We start from the raw sequence: 19,530 nt of genomic DNA, 5'->3' as shown, positions 1-19,530 counted from the left end.
ATCCGGCAAGCCCTGTGCCCAGGGGTGGTCCTGGGCGGGCTTGGAGACGTCCGGGTAGCGGCCGGGTGAGGCCCACCCGGCCGCCGCTTCGCTTCAGCCCTCGCGCGCGAGGCTTGCGTGCGGCAACGCGGGCGGCGACAGCGGCGCGGCCTCCCGGCCCTGCCTGATCGCCCCTTCCAGCCCCGGCACCGCGCGCGCGGGCTCGGCGCCCAGCACGCGCACGGCGCACAGGCCGTCGGCCCCGCAGCGCGCGGCCACTTCGAACTGCGCGGCTTCCAGCATCCCGCCGATGGCCACCACGGGCGCGGGCGCCATGGCGCACCACCAGGCCAGGTTGTCCAGCCCCTGCGGGCGCCAGGGCATGGCCTTGGTCAGCGTGGGCCACACCGGGCCGCAGGCCAGGTAGCGGGGCGACAGCGTCGCGGCCCGACAGAGCTCCCACAGGCTGTGCGTGCTGATGCCCAGGCGCAACCCGCTGGCCCGCAGCGCGCGCCGGCCCTCGGCGCCCAGCGCTGATAAATCTTCCTGGCCCAGGTGCACGCCCTCGGCGCCCAGCTCGCGCGCGAGCTGCCAGTGGTCGTTGACGAAGAGCTCCGCCCCCGCCTCCCGGCAGGCGGCGATGGTGTCGCGCATCTCGTCGGCCAGCCGCGCCTGCCAGGCCGCGTCCGGCGCGGCCGGGGTCTTGATGCGCAACTGCAGCGTGCGCACGCCCGCGTCCAGCGTGCGGCGCGCCAGCGCGGCGCTGTCCACGATGCCGTAGAGGTCCAGCCGCCGCGGCGCGTCAGCAGCCGCCGCCAAGGCGCCAAACTCTGCCGCCTCGCCCCAGCTCAGGCGCGGCAGCAGCGAACGGTCCAGGCCAAAACCGGGTTGCGCCCGCACCGGCCCGGCGCCCTGCCCGGCCGCCGCGCCGTGGCGCAGCGCCTGCGTGGTGGCCATCTTGGCCAGCACCGCGGCGTCGGCCTCCACGAAACCCAGCGCCAGCGCACAGGCCAGCGCCGTGGCGAAGCTGCAGCCCGTGCCGTGGGTGTGGCGAGTGCTCAACCGAGGCAGCGCCAGCCAGCCCTGGGCGTTGGGCGTGGCAAGCCAGTCCAGGGCCAGCGCACCGTCCTGCAGGCTGTCGCCGCCGGTGATGCAGACGCTGCGCACGTTGAAACCGTCCCGCAGCGCGCGCCCAAGCGCGGGCGCCGCGGCGGCGGCCTGGTCGTCGCCGTCGCCCAGCAGCGCGACGGCCTCGCGCCGGTTGGGCGTGAGCGCCGTGGCGCGCGGCAGCAGCAGCTCGCGGTAGGCGCGCAGCGTGGCCGCGTCGGCGAAGCCCGCGCCCGTGCTGGAGCGCAGCACCGGGTCCACCACCAGCGCGACGGGGCCGCGCGCGCGCAGCCGGTCCACCCAGCGCGCCACCACCTCCACCTGGGCCGCGCCGCCCAGCAGCCCGGTCTTGATGGCGGCCGGCGGCATGTCGCCTTCCAGCGCCAGCAACTGGGCCTCGATCAGCTCGGCCGGCAGCGGCTCCACCCTTGTGACCGCCACCGAGCTTTGCGCCGTGACACAGGCCACCACCGGGCAGAGGTGCAGGCCGAACGCGTCGGCCATGCGCTGGTCGGCGGCTAAACCCGCGCCGCCGCCGCTGTCGCTGCCGGCGATGCTCCAGACGACGGGACGCGCCGGGGATGCGTCCGCGCTCATCCCAGCAGCACCGGCTCGCTGCCCACGGGGGTGCTGGGCACGGCGAAGTCCTGCTTGGCCATCACGCCGGCCCGCCAGGCGTCGCGCCCGGCCTGCACCGCGTCGCGGAAGGCGCCGGCCATGCGCACGGGGTCGCGCGCCTGGGCCACGGCGGAGTTGAGCAGCACGGCGTCGAAACCCAGCTCCAGCGCCTGCGCGGCGTGCGAGGGCGCGCCTATGCCGGCATCGACGATCAGGACGGCGTCCGGCAGCCGCTCGCGCAGCGTGCGCAGCGCAAAGGGGTTCAGCAGGCCCTGCCCCGAGCCTATGGGCGCTCCCCAGGGCATGAGCACCGCGCAGCCGGCGTCCAGCAGCCGGCGGCAGAGCACGAGGTCGTCCGTGCAGTAGGGGAAGACCGTGAAGCCTTCCTTCACCAGCTCGGTGGCGGCCGAGAGCAGCTCGAAGGGGTCGGGCTGCAGCGTGTGGTCGTCACCCGTGACTTCCAGCTTGACCCAGGGCGTGCCGTAGACCTCGCGCGCCATGTGCGAGAGCTGCACCGCCTCGCGCGCGCTGCGGCAGCCGGCGGTGTTGGGCAGCAGCCGCGCACCGTTGGCGCGCATGGCCTGCTGCAGCAGTTGGATGAAGCCGTTGTCGCCCGCGGCGTGCAGCGTGCGCTTGAGGCCCACCGTCACCACCTGCGTGCGCGAGGCGCGCAGCGCGTCGTGCAGCACCTGCGGCGAGGGGTAGCCCGCGCTGCCCAGGAAGAAGCGGCTTTGCAGCACCGCGTCGCCTATGCGCAGCGCGTCGCCGTCGGGGGTCGGAGAGGAAGTGGCGTCGTGGGAAAACATGACGACTCCTGGCGTGCAGGGAAAGTAAACGGCGGCCGGCCGGGAAGGCTCAGCCGCCGACGATGGGTTTGAACAGCAGCACCGCGTCGCCGCTTTGCAGCGGCCGTTCGCGCTGGGTGCGCGGGACGAACCGGCCGTTGAGCGCCGTGCCCACGCCCTCCGGCGCGTGGCCGAGTTGCGCGATCAACTCGGCCAGCGTGCAGGGGGCGACGTGGTGCGGGGCGCCGTCGAGCTGGATCTCGATGCGGGAGGTGGTGGCCTCGCTGCTCATGCCGCGGCCTCCAGCGCCGGCACCGGCAGGCAAGCCGCCGCCAGCGCGTCCTCCACCAGCGCGGGCGCGAGCAACCAGCCGTGGCGGAACAGGCCGTTGACGCGCAGCAGCCCACCGCTGGCCTCGATGCGCGCCTCGTTGTCCGGCAGCGCCGGGCGCAGGTTGCGGTCCAGCCGCTCGATGCGCGCCTCGGCCAGCGCGGGCATCACGCTGTGGGCGGCGCTCATCAGCTCCACGGCGCTCTTGAGCGAGACGGGCGAGCGGTCCTCGCTCTCCACTTCGCTGGCGCCCAGGATGAGCAAATCCGCCGTGCGCGGGACGAGGTAGACGCGGTGGCGCGGATGCAGCAGCCGCACCGGGCGCGTGAGCCCGTGCGCGGGCAGCCGCAGCCACACCGTCTCGCCACGCACGCCGCGCACCGGCAGCGCCGGCCGCGCGCCGGCACCGCGCACGTCGATGGCGAGGTCGAAGGTTTCGACCTCGCCCCCCTCCAGCGCGATGCGGCCGCTGGACACGTCCGCCGCGCGCCGCTGCCAGCGCCACTCGGCGCCGCGCGCCTGACGGTGCAACTGCTCCAGCATGGCGACGCTGTCCACCTGGCCCTCTTGCGGCAGCAGCCAGGCGTGGGAGGCCTGCAGCGCCGGTTCCAGCTCGGCCAGGCTGCCGGAAGGCAGCGCCTTCGGCGTGGGAAAGCCCGGCGGGGCGATCTCCAGCCGCGAGAGCACGCGCTGCGCGCTGCCCAGGTCGCTGCGGTGCGCCAGCATCAGGCTGCCGCGGCGGCGCACGAGGGACGGCGCGTCCAGCGCCTGCGCCACACCCTGCCACAGGCCGATGGCGCGCCAGCCCTGGGCGGCCGTGGCCGGCGTGGCGTTGTCCAGCTCGGCCAGCGGGCTGAGCATGCCCGCGGCGGTGAAGCCGGCGGCCTGCGTGCCGTCGAAGCTGGGCGCCGGGCCCTCGGCCGGGTCGAACACCGTCACGCGGTGTCCGGCCCGCGAGAGCCGCCACGCCAGCAGCCGGCCCAGCAGCCCCGCCCCGGCAATGCCGATGGAAAGAGCCGCCATGGCCGTCACCCCTTCGCGATGGGGATGTAGAGCTCGCCGCCCGCGGCCTTGAACTCCGCCGACTTCTGCGCCATGCCCGCGTCGGCCTGCTGCTGCGCCGCGTAGTCGCGCACTTCCTGCGTGATCTTCATGGAGCAAAACTTGGGGCCGCACATGCTGCAGAAGTGCGCCACCTTGGACGCGTCCTTGGGCAGCGTCTCGTCGTGGAATTCGCGCGCGGTGTCCGGGTCCAGGCCGAGGTTGAACTGGTCGGTCCAGCGGAATTCGAAGCGGGCCTTGGAGATGGCGTCGTCGCGGGCGCGGGCGGCCGGATGGCCCTTGGCCACGTCCGCGGCATGCGCGGCGATCTTGTAGGCGATGATCCCCTGCTTGACGTCCTCGCGGTCCGGCAGGCCCAGGTGCTCCTTGGGCGTGACGTAGCACAGCATGGCCGTGCCCATCCAGCCGATCATCGCGGCGCCAATGGCCGAGGCGATGTGGTCGTAGCCCGGGGCGATGTCGATGGTCAGCGGGCCCAGCGTGTAGAACGGCGCCTCGTGGCAGTGCTTGAGCTGCTCGTCCATGTTGGCCTGGATCATGTGCATGGGCACATGGCCGGGGCCTTCGATCATGGTCTGCACGTCGTGCTTCCAGGCGATCTGCGTGAGCTCGCCCAAGGTGCGCAGCTCGGCGAACTGGGCCTCGTCGTTGGCGTCCGAGGCGCAGCCCGGGCGCAGGCCGTCGCCCAGCGAGAAGGCCACGTCGTAGGCCTTCATGATTTCGCAGATGTCCTCGAAGTGCTCGTACAGGAAGCTCTCGCGGTGGTGGGCGATGCACCACTTGGCCATGATGGAGCCGCCGCGCGAGACGATGCCCGTGCGCCGGTTCACCGTCATGGGGACGAAGGGCAGCCGCACGCCGGCGTGGATGGTGAAGTAGTCCACGCCCTGCTCGGCCTGCTCGATCAGCGTGTCGCGGAAGATCTCCCAGGTCAGGTCCTCGGCGATGCCGCCCACCTTCTCCAGCGCCTGGTAGATGGGCACCGTGCCGATGGGCACGGGCGAGTTGCGCAGGATCCAGTCGCGCGTGGTGTGGATGTCCCGCCCGGTGGAGAGGTCCATCACGTTGTCCGCGCCCCAGCGGATGGCCCACACCAGCTTGTCCACTTCCTCCTCGATGCTGGAGGTCACGGCCGAGTTGCCGATGTTGGCGTTGATCTTCACGCGGAAGTTGCGGCCGATGGCCATCGGCTCCACCTCGGGGTGGTTGATGTTGGCCGGGATGATGGCGCGGCCGCGGGCCACCTCGTCGCGGACGAACTCCGGCGTGATCAGGTCCGGGATGTGAGCGCCCATGGGGTTGCCGCGGCGGCGGCGCTCGCGCTCGGCGTCCGTGAGGTACTCGGCCATCCACTCGCGGCGGCCGTTCTCGCGGAGGGCCACGTACTCCATCTCCGGCGTGACGATGCCGCGGCGCGCGTAGTGCATCTGCGAGACGTTGGCGCCGGCCTTGGCGCGGCGCGGCTGGCGCTGCAGCCCGGCGGCCTGCTCGCGGATGGCGGCGATGTGCTCGCCGTCGCGGGCCTTGCCGCCGTCGTCCATGGCCTGGCGCTGGCGCCCGGCATAGACCTCGCTGTCGCCGCGCTCTGCGATCCAGCCCGCGCGCACGCTGGGCAGGCCGCGGCGCACGTCGATGTCGGCCTCGGGGTCGGTGTAGGGGCCGGAGGTGTCGTAGACGGACACCAGCTCGCCGTTGGTGAGCTGGATGTCGCGCTGGGGCACGCGCAGGTCAGGCCGCGAGCCCGTGACGTAGGCCTTGCGGGAGGCCGGCAGCGGCTCGCGCGTGAGGCCCAGGCGCTGGGCCAGGCCGGGCAGGTCGTGGGGTGCGTTCATCGGGACTCCTTCGCAAGTGGGTGCTCCGAAGGTCGTCCCGGGGCCCGGCCAGCCACCTTGGGCAGGACGGACAACAGGAGGAGGGCTCTTCTTCCGCCGGTACTAACCGGTTCAAGTTCGCGGGTTTGGCTGAATTCACCATCTCAGCAAGGCCAACAGGCCCTGCACCCCGGAGCGGGTCGCAGTGTCACCGCGCCGCGTGAGGCGCGTCAAGCGGAAATTTCAAGTGCCTGCGGCCCGGCTGCACCTCCTCGTTGCGCGCGCACGCAGTCAGCGGGCGAGCTGCGCGCGCATGGCGTCTATCACGTCCTTGTAGGAGGGCTGGCCGAAGATGGCGCTGCCGGCCACGAAGGTGTCGGCACCGGCATCGGCCACGCGGCGGATGTTGTCCACCTTGATGCCGCCGTCCACTTCCAGCCGGATGTCGCGCCCGCTGGCGTCGATCACCTTGCGCAGCTTCTCCACCTTGCGCAGCGCGCTGTCGATGAAGCTTTGGCCGCCGAAGCCCGGGTTCACGCTCATCACCAGCACCAGGTCCACCTTGTCGATGACCCACTCCAGCACGTCGATGGGCGTGGCCGGGTTGAACACCAGGCCGGCCTGGCAGCCCTCGGCCTTGATGAGCTGCAGCGTGCGGTCCACGTGGGCGCTGGCGTCGGGGTGAAAGCTCACCAGGTCGGCGCCGGAGCGGGCGAAGGCTTGCGCCAGGGCGTCCACGGGCTGGACCATGAGGTGCACGTCGATGGGCACGCGCTGGCCTTCAGGCGTGACGGCGTGCGGGCGCAGCGCCTGGCACACCATGGGGCCGAACGTCAGGTTGGGCACGTAATGGTTGTCCATCACGTCGAAGTGAATCCAGTCGGCGCCCGCGGCGATCACGTTGCGCACCTCCTCGCCCAAGCGTGCGAAGTCGGCGGACAGGATGGAGGGAGCGATGCGGAAAGTGGTGGACATGGCGGCGGCGCAAGCGGGGTGAAACGGGGGCGGAATTCTAGGGCGCGGCCTCTGGCCGTCAGCTGGGATGACGGCCAGCGCCATGGCCAGGGACGCTTCGCCTGGGCCGACGGCCAGGTGTACGAAGGCGAATGGGTGCAGGACCGCGCCCAGGGCCGCGGCAAGATGAAATTCGCCAACGGCGAAGCGGCAGCCCGCCGTCGGCCGCCTGCTTTGAGCGCCGCGGAGAACGGCCTTGCGGACTGCATCGGCAGCCGCAAAGCCGCACCTCAGTGCTCTTGAATGCCGGCTTGACGGTTCGGGGAGCGCTGCGAGCGAGCCACCGCCCGTGCCCGCCCGCTTCGATCTCCAACGCTGGGCAAGCAAGCCGCCGCATTCCCTGGATCACACCCCCTCATTCGAGCGGCACAAACCCGCATAGGCCCTTCGGCGCGTGGCTTTCAGGCAACACCCACTGATTCAGGTGGTTGCCGCCTACCCGATTCGCAGGGCGGAACGGCCGTCCTGCGCTTGCAGTGGCCGGGAGCCCGTGGGTGCAATGGGAGCCGTCCCGCCGCTCCTGCGCCAAGGCCACGGACGCCGGGACGCTGTTCGCAAAGGGGTGCGCGCATGAAGACTCTTCCTCCGTCGAGGATGCTCCTGAACCCGAACGGCCGGCGGGTGTTGCCCGCGTCGCGCCGCTTGGGCCGTCCACCCGGACCCGCGCCGCGCCGCCGAGAAGCCGCCCTCTGCGCCGTGGCGCTCGCCCTGGCCCTGGCCCTGGCTGCCCTGCCGGTCCTGGCCGTGGGCGACGGCACCCCGCTGCCCCCGCCCGTGCGCGGCGTCGCCCCCCCGGTGGCGGCGCAGCCGGCACACCGGGCCCAACCGTCGCCGCGGACGCAGCCGGCCGAAGCTGCGCCGTCCTCCGCTCAGCAGGCGCCGCTGGTGCCCTCCTCCGTGCGCAGCTGGACCGTGTGGTCCACCCAGTCGCCGCAGCCCGTGCAGGTGCTGCAACCCGTGGCCGCGGCGCAGGGCGCCGCCAGCCTTGACGACGAGGGCGAGGGCGAGCCCGCCGAGGCGGCTCCCACGCCGCCGCCCGCGCGCCGCGACGCCGCCGTGCCCGCCGCCCGTGCCCTGGCGGCCCCCGCCGCGGCCGATGCACCGGTGGGCACGCCCGTCCAGAAGCAGCCCGTGGCCTCGGCCTCCGAGTGCCGGGCGCTGACGGATCAGGCCATGCAGGCCGAGCTGGGCGTGGCCTCGGCGCAGGCGCAGCGGCAAAACCTGCGCGAGATGGCCGGCCTGTACGAGGACACGGCCCGCGCCTGGGAGGCCGCGGCCGCCGGCTGCGACGGCCGCGCCCGCGAGCGTGCTCTGCGCAACCTGGCCGACAGCCGCAAGGCCGCCGTCACGGCGCAGGACCAGATGGAGACCGGCCCCGCCTGCGACGCCGCGCACGACAGCGCCGACGCGCTGCAGGCCCTGGCCCGCCAGGCCGCACAGGAACAGCGCTGGGGCGACGCGGCCCGGCTCTTCCGCAAGACCGAGGGCATGTGGGAAGAGGCGGCCGAGCGCTGCCGCGGCCCGCAGCAGGAGCTCGCGCGCAGCCAGCGCGAGCAGGCCGAAGTGGCCGGCTACAACGCCGAGCACTGCGCGCCGCGCCTGGAGCGCGCCCAAGCCGCGGCGGCGGGCGCCGACACGGCCGTCCTCACCCCGGCGCAGCGCCAGCAGCAGTGGCTGCAAAGCGAATCGCTGTGGCGCGCCGCGGCCGCGCGCTGCCGCGGCCCGGAGCAAACCATGGCGCTGCAGGAGGCCGATGCCGTCGCCCGCCAGCGCCGCGAGGCGGCGCAGCCGGCAGCGCGTGCAGCGGCCGCAGCCGTCCCGCAGGTCCAGGACGCCACCTCCGCCACGGCCACCGCCGCCGCCACCGTGGGCGCGGGCGTGGCTCCAGCGGCCTCAGCGACCGCGGCGCCCCAACCCATGGCCCTGCAGCCTGCGGCGGCTGCGGCCACGGCGCCCCAGGTCCCTGCCACACCCGCCAAGGCGGCGACCGTGGCCACGACGCCCGCCACCACCACCGTGGCGCCGGCTGGGCCGGTTGCCACGGCAGGCACGGCGAACACGGCCCCATCCGCGCCGACCGCGGCACCTCCCGCCGCCGCGCCTGCATCCCCCGCCCCGGCGGCCACGGCCGTACCGACCGCGCCGGCCCCGGTGCCGCTGCCCGCCGTGCAGCCGGGTGAGGCCGGCAGCGCCACACCGCCGGCCGGCGGCGCGGCGGCGCCGGTGGACGTGGACCTGGGCGGCATGCGCCTGACGGGCCGCTTCGCGCCGGACAGCCCCGCAGGCCGGCCCGGCACCACCTGGTCCGGCCAGGGACGGGTGAGCTGGTCCAACGGCGACGTCTACGAAGGCGCGCTGCAACGCAACCAGCGCCACGGCCAGGGCCGCTTCATCAGCGCCACGGGCCTGCGCTACGAGGGCGAGTGGGCGCAGGACAAGCCCAACGGCCAGGGCCGCATGCGCCTGGCCGACGGCAATGTCTACGAGGGCCAGCTCGTGGCCGGCCAGCCCCACGGCCAGGGCCGCATGGCCTACGCCAGCGGCGACGTCTACAGCGGCCAGTTCCAGCGCGGCCTGCCCGCCGGGCGCGGCGAGTACGTCTGGCGCAACGGCCAGCGCTACGAGGGCAGCTTCCAGGGCGAGCGCCCGCACGGCACCGGCGCGCTGCGCTTTGCCAACGGCGACGTCTACGAAGGCCCGCTGCACGCCGGCCAGCCCCAGGGCGAAGGCCGCATGCGCTACGCCACGGGCGACGTCTACAGCGGCCCCTTCGTGGCCGGGCTGGCCAAGGGCCAGGGCCGCTACGCGTGGAAGAACGGCGACGTCTACGTCGGCGCCTTCAAGGCCGGGCGCAAGCAGGGCCACGGCACGCTCACCTGGCGCAACGGCGACCGCTGGGAAGGCGAGTTCGACAACGACGAGCAGTACGACGCGGGCGAGTTCACGGCCGCCGGCACCGCGCCCGCCGTACCCGTCGCCCAGGCCGCCACGCCGCCGGCCGCAGCCCTCAAACCCACCCTGGCGCCGCCCGCGATGGCCGCGCAGCCCCAGCCGCAGCCCGCGGGCGCGGCCGGGCGCAGCGCCGCCGCGCCGGACACGCCCAGGGCCGAGGCCGCCGCGCCCAAGCCCTGACGGTGATGGGGGGCCATGGCGGCGGTCCCTAGAATCGCCGCCATGGCCAAACCCGAATTCAACTGCAGTGTCAAGGTGCAGTTCCTGCCGGAGCAGTCCCAAGGCGGCCAGCACGCCTGGGCCTACACCATCACCATCACCAACAGCGGCGACGTCACGGCACAGCTCGTGGCGCGGCGCTGGCTCATCACCGATGCCACCGGGCACGAGGAGGAAGTCCGCGGCCTGGCCGTGGTCGGCCACCAGCCCGTGCTCAAGCCCGGCGAGTCCTTCGAGTACACGAGCTGGACCAGCCTCGCCACGCCCCAGGGCACCATGCGCGGCACCTTCTACTGCATGACCGAGGAGGCCCGCCCCTTCGAGGCCGAGGTGGCCGAGTTCATGCTCGCCCACCCGGGCGCGCTGCATTGATGGCGGCCTCGAAGGCAATGCCCGCGGCCCCGCGCCGCCGCCGCGTTTGCTGAGCCGCATGGGTGCCGCCCAGTCCACCTCGGCCTGGGACCTCACCGCGCTGCTCAACGCCGCCGACGCACGCGCCCCGCTGGCCGAGCGCCACCTGTGGCTGGCGCGGCTGCTGGAATGGCTGCGCCACGACCCGCCCCGCCGCCCCGCCGAGGGCGCCACCCCCGCGCCGCTGCTGCGGCTGCGCCACCTGCTCAACGTGCTGGACCAGCACCCGCCGCACCGCCAGGCCCTGCAGGCGCTGGTGCAGCGCTTCTGGTCCGAGATCGACGCCGCGGCGCTGTTCGCCGAGTTCGGCTTCCCGCAGCGCGTGCACCTGGCCGGCGAGCTGGTGCGCCGCGTGCGCGAGCGCGTGCTGCCCAGCACGCCCGACACCACCGACCTCGCCGAGCTGTTCCCGCTGCTGTTCGACAGCAGCGACGCCGAGTGGATCGCCGCCATCGACGAGCCCACGCTGCAGCGCCTGGCCGCGCTGCTGGCTCCGCGCGGCGAAGGGCAAGCGCTGGAAGGCGAGGCCGGCCGGGCGGTGCAGGCACACGTCGAGGCGGCGGCCGCCGATCCCGCGGCCACGCCGCTGTCCGTGCCGCGCTGGCGCGACACCATGGCCGACGCCGTCACGCTGCTGGTGAGCGCCGTGCACGGCGCGGGGCTGTCGCCGCTGCTGCGCCGGCGCATGAGCCCGGCGCTGCTGGTGGAGGAGCCCTTCCGGCAGCTCACCCGCGCCAGCGAGCGGCTGCGCGACGCCGAGCACGCCGGCGACACCGCCGCGCTGCTGCACGAGGCGCACTACCTGCGCGCGCTGCTGGACGCCTGCCGCCGCGCGGCCGACAGCATCGAGGAGCACCTGGAGGAGTTCGGCGTCTCGGTGGACATCGTCTACGGCGTGCAGCAGCTGCGCGAGCGCACGCTGCGCATCGAGCGGCTGCTGGACTGCCTGCTCAGCCCCGCGCCCGCGCGCGAGCTGCAACTGCTCACGCTGCAGCTCGTCCAGGGCCTCACCGAGCGCGAGGGCGTGCGCTCGCTGCTCAAGGCGCAGTACGGGCAGCTCGCGCGCAAGATGACCGAGCGCAGCGCCGAGACCGGCGAGCACTACATCGCCCGCACCCGCACCGAGTACCTGGACATGTACCGGCGCGCGGCCGGCGGCGGGCTGGTGATGGCGCTCACCACCTTCATGAAATTCGCCATCACGGGGCTGGGCCTCACGGCCTTCTGGAGCGGGCTGCTGGCCGGCTTCAACTACGCCGCCAGCTTCGTGCTGATCATGCTGCTGCACTGGACCGTGGCCACCAAGCAGCCGGCCATGACGGCGCCGGCCATGGCCGCGCGGCTGCGCGGCAGCCACCGCGACGAGGAGGCCTTCGTGGACGAGGTGGTGCACCTCATCCGCTCGCAGGCCGCCGGCATCCTGGGCAACCTCACGCTGGTGGCGCCCGTGGTGCTGGCCGTGCAGGCGCTGGCCTGGGGAGTGATGGACGAGCCGCTGGTGGACGCCGGCAAGGCCGGCCACGTGCTGCACAGCCTCACGCTGCTGGGGCCCACGCCGCTGTACGCGGCCTTCACCGGCGTGCTGCTGTTCGGCAGCTCGGTGATCGCGGGCTGGGTGGAGAACTGGTTCGTCTTCAACCGGCTGGACAGCGCCATCGCCTGGAACCCGCGCATCGTCGCGCGGCTGGGTGCCGCGCGGGCAGCACGTTGGGCGGCGTGGGCGCGCGCCAACGTCTCGGGGCTGGCGGCCAACGTCTCGCTTGGGCTGATGCTGGGCCTCACGCCGGCGCTGGCGGGCTTTTTCGCGCTGCCGCTGGACGTGCGCCACGTCACCCTCTCCACCGGGCAGCTCGCCGCGGCGGCCGGGTCAATGGGCGTGGCCATCCTGGCCGAGCCGGCCTTCTGGTGGTGCGTGGCGGGCATCGTCGCCACCGGGCTGCTCAACGTGGGCGTGAGCTTCTACCTGGCCTTGCGCCTGGCGCTGCGCGCGCGCGGGCTGCACCTCAAGGAGCGCGCGCACCTGGCCGCGGCCATCCGGCGGCGGCTGCTGCGCCAGCCGCTGAGCCTGCTGGTGCCGGGGCGCTGAGGGCGCCTGGGGCGTCTTTGGGCGCCCTTGGGCGCCCTTGGGCGCCTCAATCCTCCTCGTCCTCGCGCCGCTCGCCGCGGCGGCGGCCGCTGAACATGGTCCACCAGACGATGAACACGAGCAGCGCCAGCGCGCCAAGAGCTTCGAGCATGAGCAGCGTCATTGATATACGTCGATACAGTTAAGGCGTCGGCGTCCGATAACCAATGGGCCGGCACTTTGCATTACGCCGGAACGAGCCCATGGAAAACGTCACGCTCATAGACAGATTCACCACGCACTTCGACATCCTGCCGGCCCGCACCGAGGCCTCCCGGCTGGAAGTTCTGCAACTGCGACACGCGGTGTATTGCGAGGAGCTGGCTTACGAGCCGGTGTCGCCCAGCGGGGTGGAAAGCGACGAGCACGACGCGCATTCCGAGTTCGCGCTGGTGCGCCACCGCGCCAGCGGCCGCGCCGCGGGCTGCGTGCGGCTGATCAAGCACCCGGGCCCGCCGGACTGGCGCTTTCCCTTCGAGCACGCCTGCGGCGAGCGGCTGCAGCCGGACTACCTGGACCCGGCCTGGCGGCAAGACGCCACCGAGGTCTCGCGCCTGGCCGTGCACCAGGACTTCCGCCGCCGCCGCGGCGAGTACGACAGCCCCGAGGGCGGCGGCAACTCCGTGGCGGACACCAACGACCGCCACTACCCGCTCATCGCCATGGGGCTGTTCCTGGCGGCCACGGCCATGATCATCAACCACGGCAGCCACCAGAGCTTCGTGATGGTGGAGCCGCGGCTGTCGCGGCTGCTGCACAGCTGCGGGCTGAACTACACGCTGGTGGGCGAAATCGTGGAGCACCACGGCCGGCGCGGCCCCTACCGCACGCAGCGCCACGAGATCCTGCATTACCTGCGCCCCGAGGGCCGCGCGCTGCTGGAGCACATGCAGCACGCCCTGCGCTGACGGCCGCGGCTTGCGGCTGCGGGGGCGCAGGCAGGGGCCGGATGCGCTGGGGTCGCCGCCGACTGGCCCAGGCGCGCCGCGCACGGCCACAATCGCGCCCATGTCTTTACCGCTCGCTTCTGTGCGCCGCCGCGGCGCGGCCTGGGCCGCATCGGCCGCCGCGCTGGCGGCACTGCTGGCCGGCTGCGCCGGCGTGCCGCTGAATCCGCCCCGCCCCGCCCCCTCGGCCGTGCCTCCGGGCGGCACGCCTTCGGACGTGCTGGCCCCTTCCGCCCCCGGCGCGGCGCTGCTGCGCCCGCGCTCGCGCTGGCAGCCCGTGGACTGGTCCGAGCTTCCCGGCTGGGAAAGCGACCGCGTGCTGGAGGCCTGGAGCGCGCTCTACCGCAGTTGCGAACGACCGCCTCAAGGCTGGTCGGCCCTGTGCGCCGAAGTGCTGCTCACGCCCCCGGCCGACGAGAGCGCAGCGCGCGCGTGGCTGCAGGCACGGCTGCAGCCCTACCGCGTGGAAAGCCCCGAGGGCGCCACCGAGGGGCTGGTCACGGGCTACTACGAGCCGCTGATCGAGGCCAGCCGCATGCCCCGCGGCGGCTTTGCCGTGCCGCTGCACCGCCCGCCCGCGGACCTGGGCACGCGCAAGCCCTACTGGACGCGCCAGCAGCTCGACAGCCTGCCCGCAGCCGCCGCGGCGCTGCGCGGGCGCGAGATCGCCTACGTGGCCGACCCGCTGGACGCGCTGGTGCTGCAGATCCAGGGCTCGGGGCGGCTGCGCATCACCGAGGCCGACGGCCGCCAGCGCACCGTGCGCCTGGCCTTCGCCGGCCACAACGACCAGCCCTACAAGTCCGTCGGCCGCTGGCTCATAGAGCAGGGCGAGATCCGCGCCGAGCAGGCGTCCTGGCCCGGCATCAAGGCCTGGGCCCGCGCCAACCCCAGGCGCGTGCAGGAGCTGCTGTGGAGCAACCCGCGCGTGGTGTTCTTCCGCGAGGAGCCGCTGCCGGACCCGCAGGCCGGCCCGCGCGGCGCGCAGGGCGTGGCGCTCACGCCCGGGCGCTCCATCGCCGTCGATCCGCAAAGCATCCCCTACGGCACGCCCGTGTGGCTCTCCAGCACCGAGCCGCTGAGCACGCAGGCGCTGCAGCGCCTGGTGGTGGCGCAGGACACGGGCAGCGCCATCGTCGGCGCCGTGCGCGCCGACTTCTTCTGGGGATGGGGCGAGCAGGCCGAACAGCAGGCCGGACGCATGAAGCAGCCGCTGCGGCTGTGGGTGCTGTGGCCACGCGGCCCGCAAAGCTGAGGGCGCACGCTTCATGCCTCGACTGCCCTGGCCGCCAGTGCTCGCCGCGGGCAAACAATTCGTTGCAACACGGCGACGCGGCGGCCACCTTGCGCGGGCTCAAACGTATGATCCCTGGAGGGCGGGCCATGCACCCGCCGGTGGGCGCGAACCGTCGGCCGGACGGCACAGCGCGACACGGCAGCCGGGGAAGCTCATGGTGGGTCCAAGTCAACGCAGTGGTGGGTGCTGCGCCGCTCTGGCGCTGGCCGTATCGGTCGCTTGGGCGGCCGAGCCCCAGCCGGGAGCGCCGCGGCTGTCGGAGCTGAGCCTGGAGGAGCTGGGCAACATCGAGATCACCTCGGTGTCCAAGCGGGCCGAGCGGCTGTCGGAGGCGCCGGCCTCGGTGTTCGTGATCACGGCCGAAGACATACGCCGCAGCGGCGCCACCTCGCTGCCGGAGGCGTTGCGCCTGGCACCCAACCTGCAAGTGGCGCGCATCAGCTCGTCCTTCCACGCCGTCACCAGCCGCGGCTTCAACGGCAACCTGGCCAACAAGCTGCTGGTCCTCATCGACGGGCGCTCGGTGTACACGCCGCTCTTCGGCGGCGTGTTCTGGGACGCGCAGCAACTGCCGCTGCAGGACGTGGAGCGCATCGAGGTCATCAGCGGCCCGGCCGGCACGCTGTGGGGCGTCAACGCGGTCAACGGCGTCATCAACGTCATCACGCGGCCCGCGTCGCAGACGCCGGGCTCGGAGCTGTCCGCGGGCACGGGCAACCGCGAGCGCATGGTGTCCGTGCGCCAGGGCCTGGATCTGGGCGGCAGCGGGGGCGAGGGCAAGAACGACGGCGCCGGGCAGCGGCCGCTGCGGCTGTGGGCACGCCACATCACGGAGCAGCGCACGCGCACGCTGCTGGGCGAATCCGCGGGCGACCGCGCGCACGTGGAGCAGGCGGGCGCACGCACCGACTGGTCGCTGGCCGGGGGCGACAGCCTCATGGCGCAGGCACAGCTCTACCGCGGCCGGCGCGAGCCGCCCATTCCCGGCGCGGTGGAGGTGCCCGGGCGGCCGCTGGAGGTGGGCCAGACCACCTACAGCGGCGGCCACGTGCTCGCGCGCTGGGACCACCGCCTGGGCGGCGGCGGCTCCTTGTCCGTGCAGGGCTACCTGGACCGCACCGAGCGCCGCCTGGGCTACCACGACCGGCTGGACACGGCGGACTTGCAGTTGCAGCACGCGCTGGCCCCCACGAGCCGCCACGCCGTGGTGTGGGGCATGCAGGTGCGCCGGGACACCGACCGCTTCAGCGGCCCAACGCTGCAGATGCTGCCGCCGCTGCTGCGCCAGATGAGCTACAGCCTCTTCGGCCAGGACGAGGTCACGCTGCGCGACGACCTGAAGCTCACGTTGGGCGCGCGCGCCGAGCACAACGCCTACACGGGCATGGAATACCTGCCCAGCGCGCGGCTGGCCTGGCAGGCGGCGCCGACGCAACTGCTGTGGGCGGCGGCCTCGCGCACGGTGCGCAGCCCGACGCGGCTGGACCGCGACCTGCTCAACCCCGGCGTGCCGCCCTCGCCCGCCGCGCCCACGGGCGTTCCCACCGTCACGGGCAGCAGCGGCTTCAACGGCGAGGTGGCCAGGGTGCTGGAGCTGGGCTGGCGTGGCCAGCCCTGGACCGACACCAGCGCCTCGGCCACGCTCTACCGCGCCGACTACGAGGGGCTGCGCTCGGCCGAGATCACGGGGCCGGCCAGCGCCCAACTGGTCAATGGCCTGAAGGGCCGCGTGCAGGGCCTGGAAACCTGGGGCAGTTGGCAGGCGCAGCCCAACTGGCGGCTGCACGCGGGCGCCAGCCGCATGTGGCAGCACCTGCGCGTGTCGCCGGGCTACGCGGACCTGAGCAACCAGCTCGGCCTGACCGAGGGCGCCAACCCGTCGTGGCAGTGGATGCTGCGCTCCCAACTGGACCTGCCGCGGCGCACCGAGCTGGACGTGACGCTGCGCGGCGTCTCGCGGCTGGAGCTGCCGGCCGTGCCCGCCTACACCGCGCTGGACCTGCGCCTGGGCTGGCGGCCCAGCGCCAACGTGGAGTGGTCGCTGACGCTGCAAAACCTGCTGGACGCGGGCCACGGCGAGTTCGGCCCCGCCGCCACGCGCACCGAGATCGGTCGCAGCGCGTTCCTGCAACTGGTGCTGCGGCACGAGGCCCCTTAGGAGATGGCGCAGTACCGTGGCCCGGGGTGCCACGCTCCGCAGGGCCAGGGCACGCGGCGGCGCGCCCTGCGCCGGCTTGGCCTGCCGCTGATGATGGCCGCGGCGCTGTCCTGCCAGGCGCTGACCTCGCCGCGGGCCGCTGCGCAGCCCGCCTCGGCGGCGGAGTACCAGGTCAAGGCGGCCTTCCTGGTGAAGTTCGGCGGCTACGTGGAGTGGCCGGCCCTGGCCTTCGACACCCGCGAAAGCCCTTTCGTCATCGCCGTGGCCGCGCAGGACATCGTGGCCGAGGAGGTGGAGCGCGCCGCGGCCACGGCCACGGTGGATGGCCACCCCGTGCAGGTGCGCCGGGTGGAACGGCTTGACGCCGGCCTGGGCGCACACCTGCTGTTCATGGACCAATCGCGCAACGGCCAGCTCGCCGATACCCTGCTGCTGTTGCGCGGCCGCCCGCTGCTGATCGTGACCGAGTCGGATCAGGGGCTGGCGTTGGGCGGGATGATCAATTTCGTGATCGTGGAGAACAAAGTTCGTTTCGACATCGCCCTGGCGCCGGCGGAGGCCAGCCAGCTCAAGATCAGCGCGCGGCTGCTGGCCGTGGCGCGCCGCGTGCTCAGGAGCTGAGGCGATGCTGTCCTGGCGACCCACTCTGCGGCGCAAGCTGCTGGCCGTGATGCTGCTGACCACGCTGGTGGCGGTGGTCGTGGCGTTGGGCGCGATGATCGGCTACGACCTGCGTGCCTACCACCAGGGCTGGGTGGACGACGTGACGGCGCAGGCCGAGCTGGTGGGCAGCGCCAGCACCGCGGCGCTGAGCTTCGACGACGAGCGCGTGGCCACCGAGAACCTGGCGCTGCTGCGGCTGCAGCCCAAGGTGCGCGCCGCAGCCCTGTACACGGCGCAAGGCCAGCTCTTCGCCAGCTACGGCGCGGACAACGCGCCGCCGCGCGTGCCCGACAGGCCCGAGGCCGACGGCGAGCGCGTGGACGGCGGCGAGCTGCTGGTGTTCAAGCCCGTGCGCGAGAACGGGCGCCGCGTGGGCACGGTGTTCGTCCGCGCGCGCTACGAGCTGCACGACCGGTTGCTCAACTACGCCGGCATCGCGGTGGTGGTGGCGCTGGTGGCCATGCTGGTGGCGCTGGTGCTGTCGTCGTGGCTGCAGCGGCTGGTCACGGGGCCGGTGCTGGAGATCGCCTCCGTGGCGCAGGACGTGGTGCGCCAGCGCAACTATTCGCGCCGCGCGCGCCAGCTCAGCGACGACGAGACCGGCGCGCTGGCGCAGGCCTTCAACGAGATGCTGGCCGAGATCGAGATGCGCACCCGCGCGCTGGAGGACTCCAACCGCGACAAGGCGCGCGAGGTGGAAGAGCGGCGCCAGGCGCAGCAGGAGGTGATGCGCCTGAACCAGGAGCTGGAGCAGCGCGTGCAGGAGCGCACGGCGCAACTGGAGGCCTCCAACCAGGAGCTGGCCGCGGCCAGCGAAGCGGCGCAGCGCGCCAACCGCGCCAAGAGCGAGTTCCTCTCCAGCATGAGCCACGAGCTGCGCACGCCGCTCAACGCCATCATCGGCTTCGGCCAGCTGCTGTCGGCCGACACGGGCGCGCCGCCGCAGCGGCTCAAGCTCTTCACCGAGCACATCGTGGGCGCGGGGCGGCACCTGCTCACGCTGATCAACGAGATCCTGAACCTGGCGCAGATCGAGGCCGGGCGCGTGTCGCTGTCGCTGGAGCCGGTGCTGGCCGGCGAGGTGCTGGTCGAGTGCCGCACCATGGTGGAGCCGCTGGCCTCGCGCCGCGGCATCACGCTGGACTTCCCGGCCGGCGCGTCCGAGGCGGTGATGGCCGACCGCACGCGGCTCAAGCAGGTGCTGCTCAACCTGCTGTCCAACGCCGTCAAGTACAACCGCGACGACGGCCTGGTGGCCGTGAGCTGCCGCCGCACCGAGGCCATGCTGCGCATCACCGTGCGCGACACCGGTGCGGGGCTGCGCCCCGAGCAGTTGAGCCAGTTGTTCCAGCCCTTCAACCGCCTGGGCCAGGAAGGTGGCCCGCAGGAGGGCACGGGCATAGGGCTGGTGGTGACGCGGCGGCTGGTGGAGCTCATGGGCGGCAACATCGGCGTGGACAGCGTGCCGGGCCAGGGCAGCGAGTTCTGGGTGGAGCTGCCGCTGGCCGCGCCGCAGGCGGTGCCGGACGCGCCGGCCCTGGCGGCCACGGGCCCGGTGAGCGCCGGCGCCCAGGTCGCCACGGTGCTGTGCGTGGAGGACAACCCGACCAACTTGCAACTGGTGGAGGCCATCCTGTCCTCGCGCCCGGGGCTGCGGCTGCTGACGGCGCGCGACGGCGAGTCCGGCGTGGCGCTGGCGCGCGCGCACAAGCCGCAGGCCATCCTGATGGACAACCACATGCCCGGCATGAGCGGGCACGAGGCGCAGGCGCTGCTGCACGCCGACCCGGCCACGGCGCACATCCCCGTCATCGCGCTCACGGCCGACGCCATGCCCGACGCCGTGGAGCAGGGGCTGGCGCGCGGCTATTTCCGCTACCTCACCAAGCCCGTCGATCCGGCCGACCTGCTCGCGGCATTGGACGACGCGCTGGCGCACGCGCGTTCGCAGCAGCCGGCCTGAGGGCGGCACGGCGCGCGGCGCAAGGAGCCGGCCCTGGTGCGCGAGCCGCGGCACAGGGCTGCGCCGCCGTCCTCACCACCCTTTGCCGC

Annotated in this window: 15 protein-coding genes and 1 riboswitch; of the genes, 9 read left to right on the top strand and 6 right to left on the bottom strand. The window is 73.6% G+C overall.

Features of this window, described 5'->3' with window-relative positions; genetic code table 11:
• Positions 1 to 93 precede the first annotated feature (93 nt).
• From ALA01S_RS08050 to rpe, 6 genes are all read right to left on the bottom strand, one after another.
• Positions 94 to 1,683 carry a bifunctional hydroxymethylpyrimidine kinase/phosphomethylpyrimidine kinase gene (locus ALA01S_RS08050; protein ID WP_066334486.1) on the bottom strand — a complete coding sequence of 530 codons (1,590 nt, stop codon included), beginning with the start codon at positions 1,681 to 1,683 and terminating at the stop codon, positions 94 to 96.
• Entirely contained in the window at positions 1,680 to 2,510 is an 831-nt protein-coding gene (locus ALA01S_RS08045; protein ID WP_066334483.1) for a thiazole synthase, read from the bottom strand. The genes ALA01S_RS08050 and ALA01S_RS08045 overlap by 4 nt, the downstream gene beginning before the upstream one ends.
• Before the next feature lie 49 nt (positions 2,511 to 2,559).
• The gene (gene thiS / locus ALA01S_RS08040; protein ID WP_066334481.1) at positions 2,560 to 2,781 is read right to left on the bottom strand and encodes a sulfur carrier protein ThiS; all 222 of its coding nucleotides are present in this window, start codon (positions 2,779 to 2,781) and stop codon (positions 2,560 to 2,562) included.
• Positions 2,778 to 3,842 carry an FAD-dependent oxidoreductase gene (locus ALA01S_RS08035; RefSeq protein ID WP_066334528.1) on the bottom strand — a complete coding sequence of 355 codons (1,065 nt, stop codon included), beginning with the start codon at positions 3,840 to 3,842 and terminating at the stop codon, positions 2,778 to 2,780. Before ALA01S_RS08035 ends, thiS begins: the two co-directional genes overlap by 4 nt.
• A gap of 5 nt (positions 3,843 to 3,847) precedes the next feature.
• Positions 3,848 to 5,713, bottom strand: a complete 1,866-nt coding sequence (thiC, locus tag ALA01S_RS08030) for a phosphomethylpyrimidine synthase ThiC (protein WP_066334478.1) — start codon at positions 5,711 to 5,713, stop codon at positions 3,848 to 3,850.
• A 71-nt stretch (positions 5,714 to 5,784) separates the two neighbouring features.
• A riboswitch (TPP riboswitch) is annotated at positions 5,785 to 5,895 on the bottom strand.
• An 88-nt stretch (positions 5,896 to 5,983) separates the two neighbouring features.
• Complete coding sequence (rpe, locus tag ALA01S_RS08025) at positions 5,984 to 6,667, bottom strand: ribulose-phosphate 3-epimerase (RefSeq protein ID WP_066334476.1); 684 nt, start codon at positions 6,665 to 6,667, stop codon at positions 5,984 to 5,986.
• Between rpe and ALA01S_RS35440 the strand changes: the two genes are divergently transcribed.
• From ALA01S_RS35440 to ALA01S_RS07985, 9 genes are all read left to right on the top strand, one after another.
• A complete protein-coding gene (locus ALA01S_RS35440; RefSeq protein ID WP_157118815.1) occupies positions 6,563 to 6,949 on the top strand; it encodes a hypothetical protein in 387 nt (128 codons plus the stop codon). The genes rpe and ALA01S_RS35440 overlap by 105 nt on opposite strands.
• A 327-nt stretch (positions 6,950 to 7,276) precedes the next feature.
• Complete coding sequence (locus ALA01S_RS08020) at positions 7,277 to 9,838, top strand: MORN repeat-containing protein (RefSeq protein ID WP_157118814.1); 2,562 nt, start codon at positions 7,277 to 7,279, stop codon at positions 9,836 to 9,838.
• A 42-nt stretch (positions 9,839 to 9,880) separates the two neighbouring features.
• Entirely contained in the window at positions 9,881 to 10,249 is a 369-nt protein-coding gene (gene apaG / locus ALA01S_RS08015; protein ID WP_066334466.1) for a Co2+/Mg2+ efflux facilitator ApaG/CorD, read from the top strand.
• Between the two features lie 58 nt (positions 10,250 to 10,307).
• Complete coding sequence (gene tlpB / locus ALA01S_RS08010) at positions 10,308 to 12,374, top strand: transporter-like protein TlpB (protein WP_066334524.1); 2,067 nt, start codon at positions 10,308 to 10,310, stop codon at positions 12,372 to 12,374.
• Between the two features lie 242 nt (positions 12,375 to 12,616).
• Entirely contained in the window at positions 12,617 to 13,321 is a 705-nt protein-coding gene (locus ALA01S_RS08005) for a PEP-CTERM/exosortase system-associated acyltransferase (RefSeq protein WP_066334465.1), read from the top strand.
• A gap of 100 nt (positions 13,322 to 13,421) precedes the next feature.
• Entirely contained in the window at positions 13,422 to 14,615 is a 1,194-nt protein-coding gene (gene mltA, locus ALA01S_RS08000; RefSeq protein ID WP_066334463.1) for a murein transglycosylase A, read from the top strand.
• A 196-nt stretch (positions 14,616 to 14,811) separates the two neighbouring features.
• Positions 14,812 to 16,815: a TOL_0244 family TonB-dependent receptor gene (locus tag ALA01S_RS07995; RefSeq protein WP_066334460.1), complete on the top strand. Its 2,004-nt coding sequence runs from the start codon at positions 14,812 to 14,814 to the stop codon at positions 16,813 to 16,815.
• 3 nt (positions 16,816 to 16,818) lie between these two features.
• Positions 16,819 to 17,436, top strand: coding sequence for a TOL_0243 family YfiR-like periplasmic protein (locus tag ALA01S_RS07990; RefSeq protein ID WP_066334457.1), 618 nt, complete (start codon positions 16,819 to 16,821; stop codon positions 17,434 to 17,436).
• A gap of 4 nt (positions 17,437 to 17,440) precedes the next feature.
• Positions 17,441 to 19,441, top strand: coding sequence for a sensor histidine kinase, YfiR-like protein-associated (locus ALA01S_RS07985; RefSeq protein ID WP_066334456.1), 2,001 nt, complete (start codon positions 17,441 to 17,443; stop codon positions 19,439 to 19,441).
• Positions 19,442 to 19,530 lie beyond the last annotated feature (89 nt).

The sequence above is a fragment of the Azohydromonas lata NBRC 102462 genome, assembly GCF_001571085.1.
GTDB lineage: Bacteria > Pseudomonadota > Gammaproteobacteria > Burkholderiales > Burkholderiaceae_C > Azohydromonas > Azohydromonas lata.
This window is presented reverse-complemented; position numbering and strand designations above follow the sequence as displayed.

Bases quoted from the DNA above. Each gene is read 5' to 3' on its own strand.
- ALA01S_RS08050 (WP_066334486.1), bottom strand. From the start codon at position 1,683: ATGAGCGCGGACGCATCCCCGGCGCGTCCCGTCGTCTGGAGCATCGCC.
- ALA01S_RS08045 (WP_066334483.1), bottom strand. From the start codon at position 2,510: ATGTTTTCCCACGACGCCACTTCCTCTCCGACCCCCGACGGCGACGCG.
- thiS (WP_066334481.1), bottom strand. From the start codon at position 2,781: ATGAGCAGCGAGGCCACCACCTCCCGCATCGAGATCCAGCTCGACGGC.
- ALA01S_RS08035 (WP_066334528.1), bottom strand. From the start codon at position 3,842: ATGGCGGCTCTTTCCATCGGCATTGCCGGGGCGGGGCTGCTGGGCCGG.
- thiC (WP_066334478.1), bottom strand. From the start codon at position 5,713: ATGAACGCACCCCACGACCTGCCCGGCCTGGCCCAGCGCCTGGGCCTC.
- rpe (WP_066334476.1), bottom strand. From the start codon at position 6,667: ATGTCCACCACTTTCCGCATCGCTCCCTCCATCCTGTCCGCCGACTTC.
- ALA01S_RS08020 (WP_157118814.1), top strand. From the start codon at position 7,277: ATGAAGACTCTTCCTCCGTCGAGGATGCTCCTGAACCCGAACGGCCGG.
- apaG (WP_066334466.1), top strand. From the start codon at position 9,881: ATGGCCAAACCCGAATTCAACTGCAGTGTCAAGGTGCAGTTCCTGCCG.
- tlpB (WP_066334524.1), top strand. From the start codon at position 10,308: ATGGGTGCCGCCCAGTCCACCTCGGCCTGGGACCTCACCGCGCTGCTC.
- ALA01S_RS08005 (WP_066334465.1), top strand. From the start codon at position 12,617: ATGGAAAACGTCACGCTCATAGACAGATTCACCACGCACTTCGACATC.
- mltA (WP_066334463.1), top strand. From the start codon at position 13,422: ATGTCTTTACCGCTCGCTTCTGTGCGCCGCCGCGGCGCGGCCTGGGCC.
- ALA01S_RS07995 (WP_066334460.1), top strand. From the start codon at position 14,812: ATGGTGGGTCCAAGTCAACGCAGTGGTGGGTGCTGCGCCGCTCTGGCG.
- ALA01S_RS07990 (WP_066334457.1), top strand. From the start codon at position 16,819: ATGGCGCAGTACCGTGGCCCGGGGTGCCACGCTCCGCAGGGCCAGGGC.
- ALA01S_RS07985 (WP_066334456.1), top strand. From the start codon at position 17,441: ATGCTGTCCTGGCGACCCACTCTGCGGCGCAAGCTGCTGGCCGTGATG.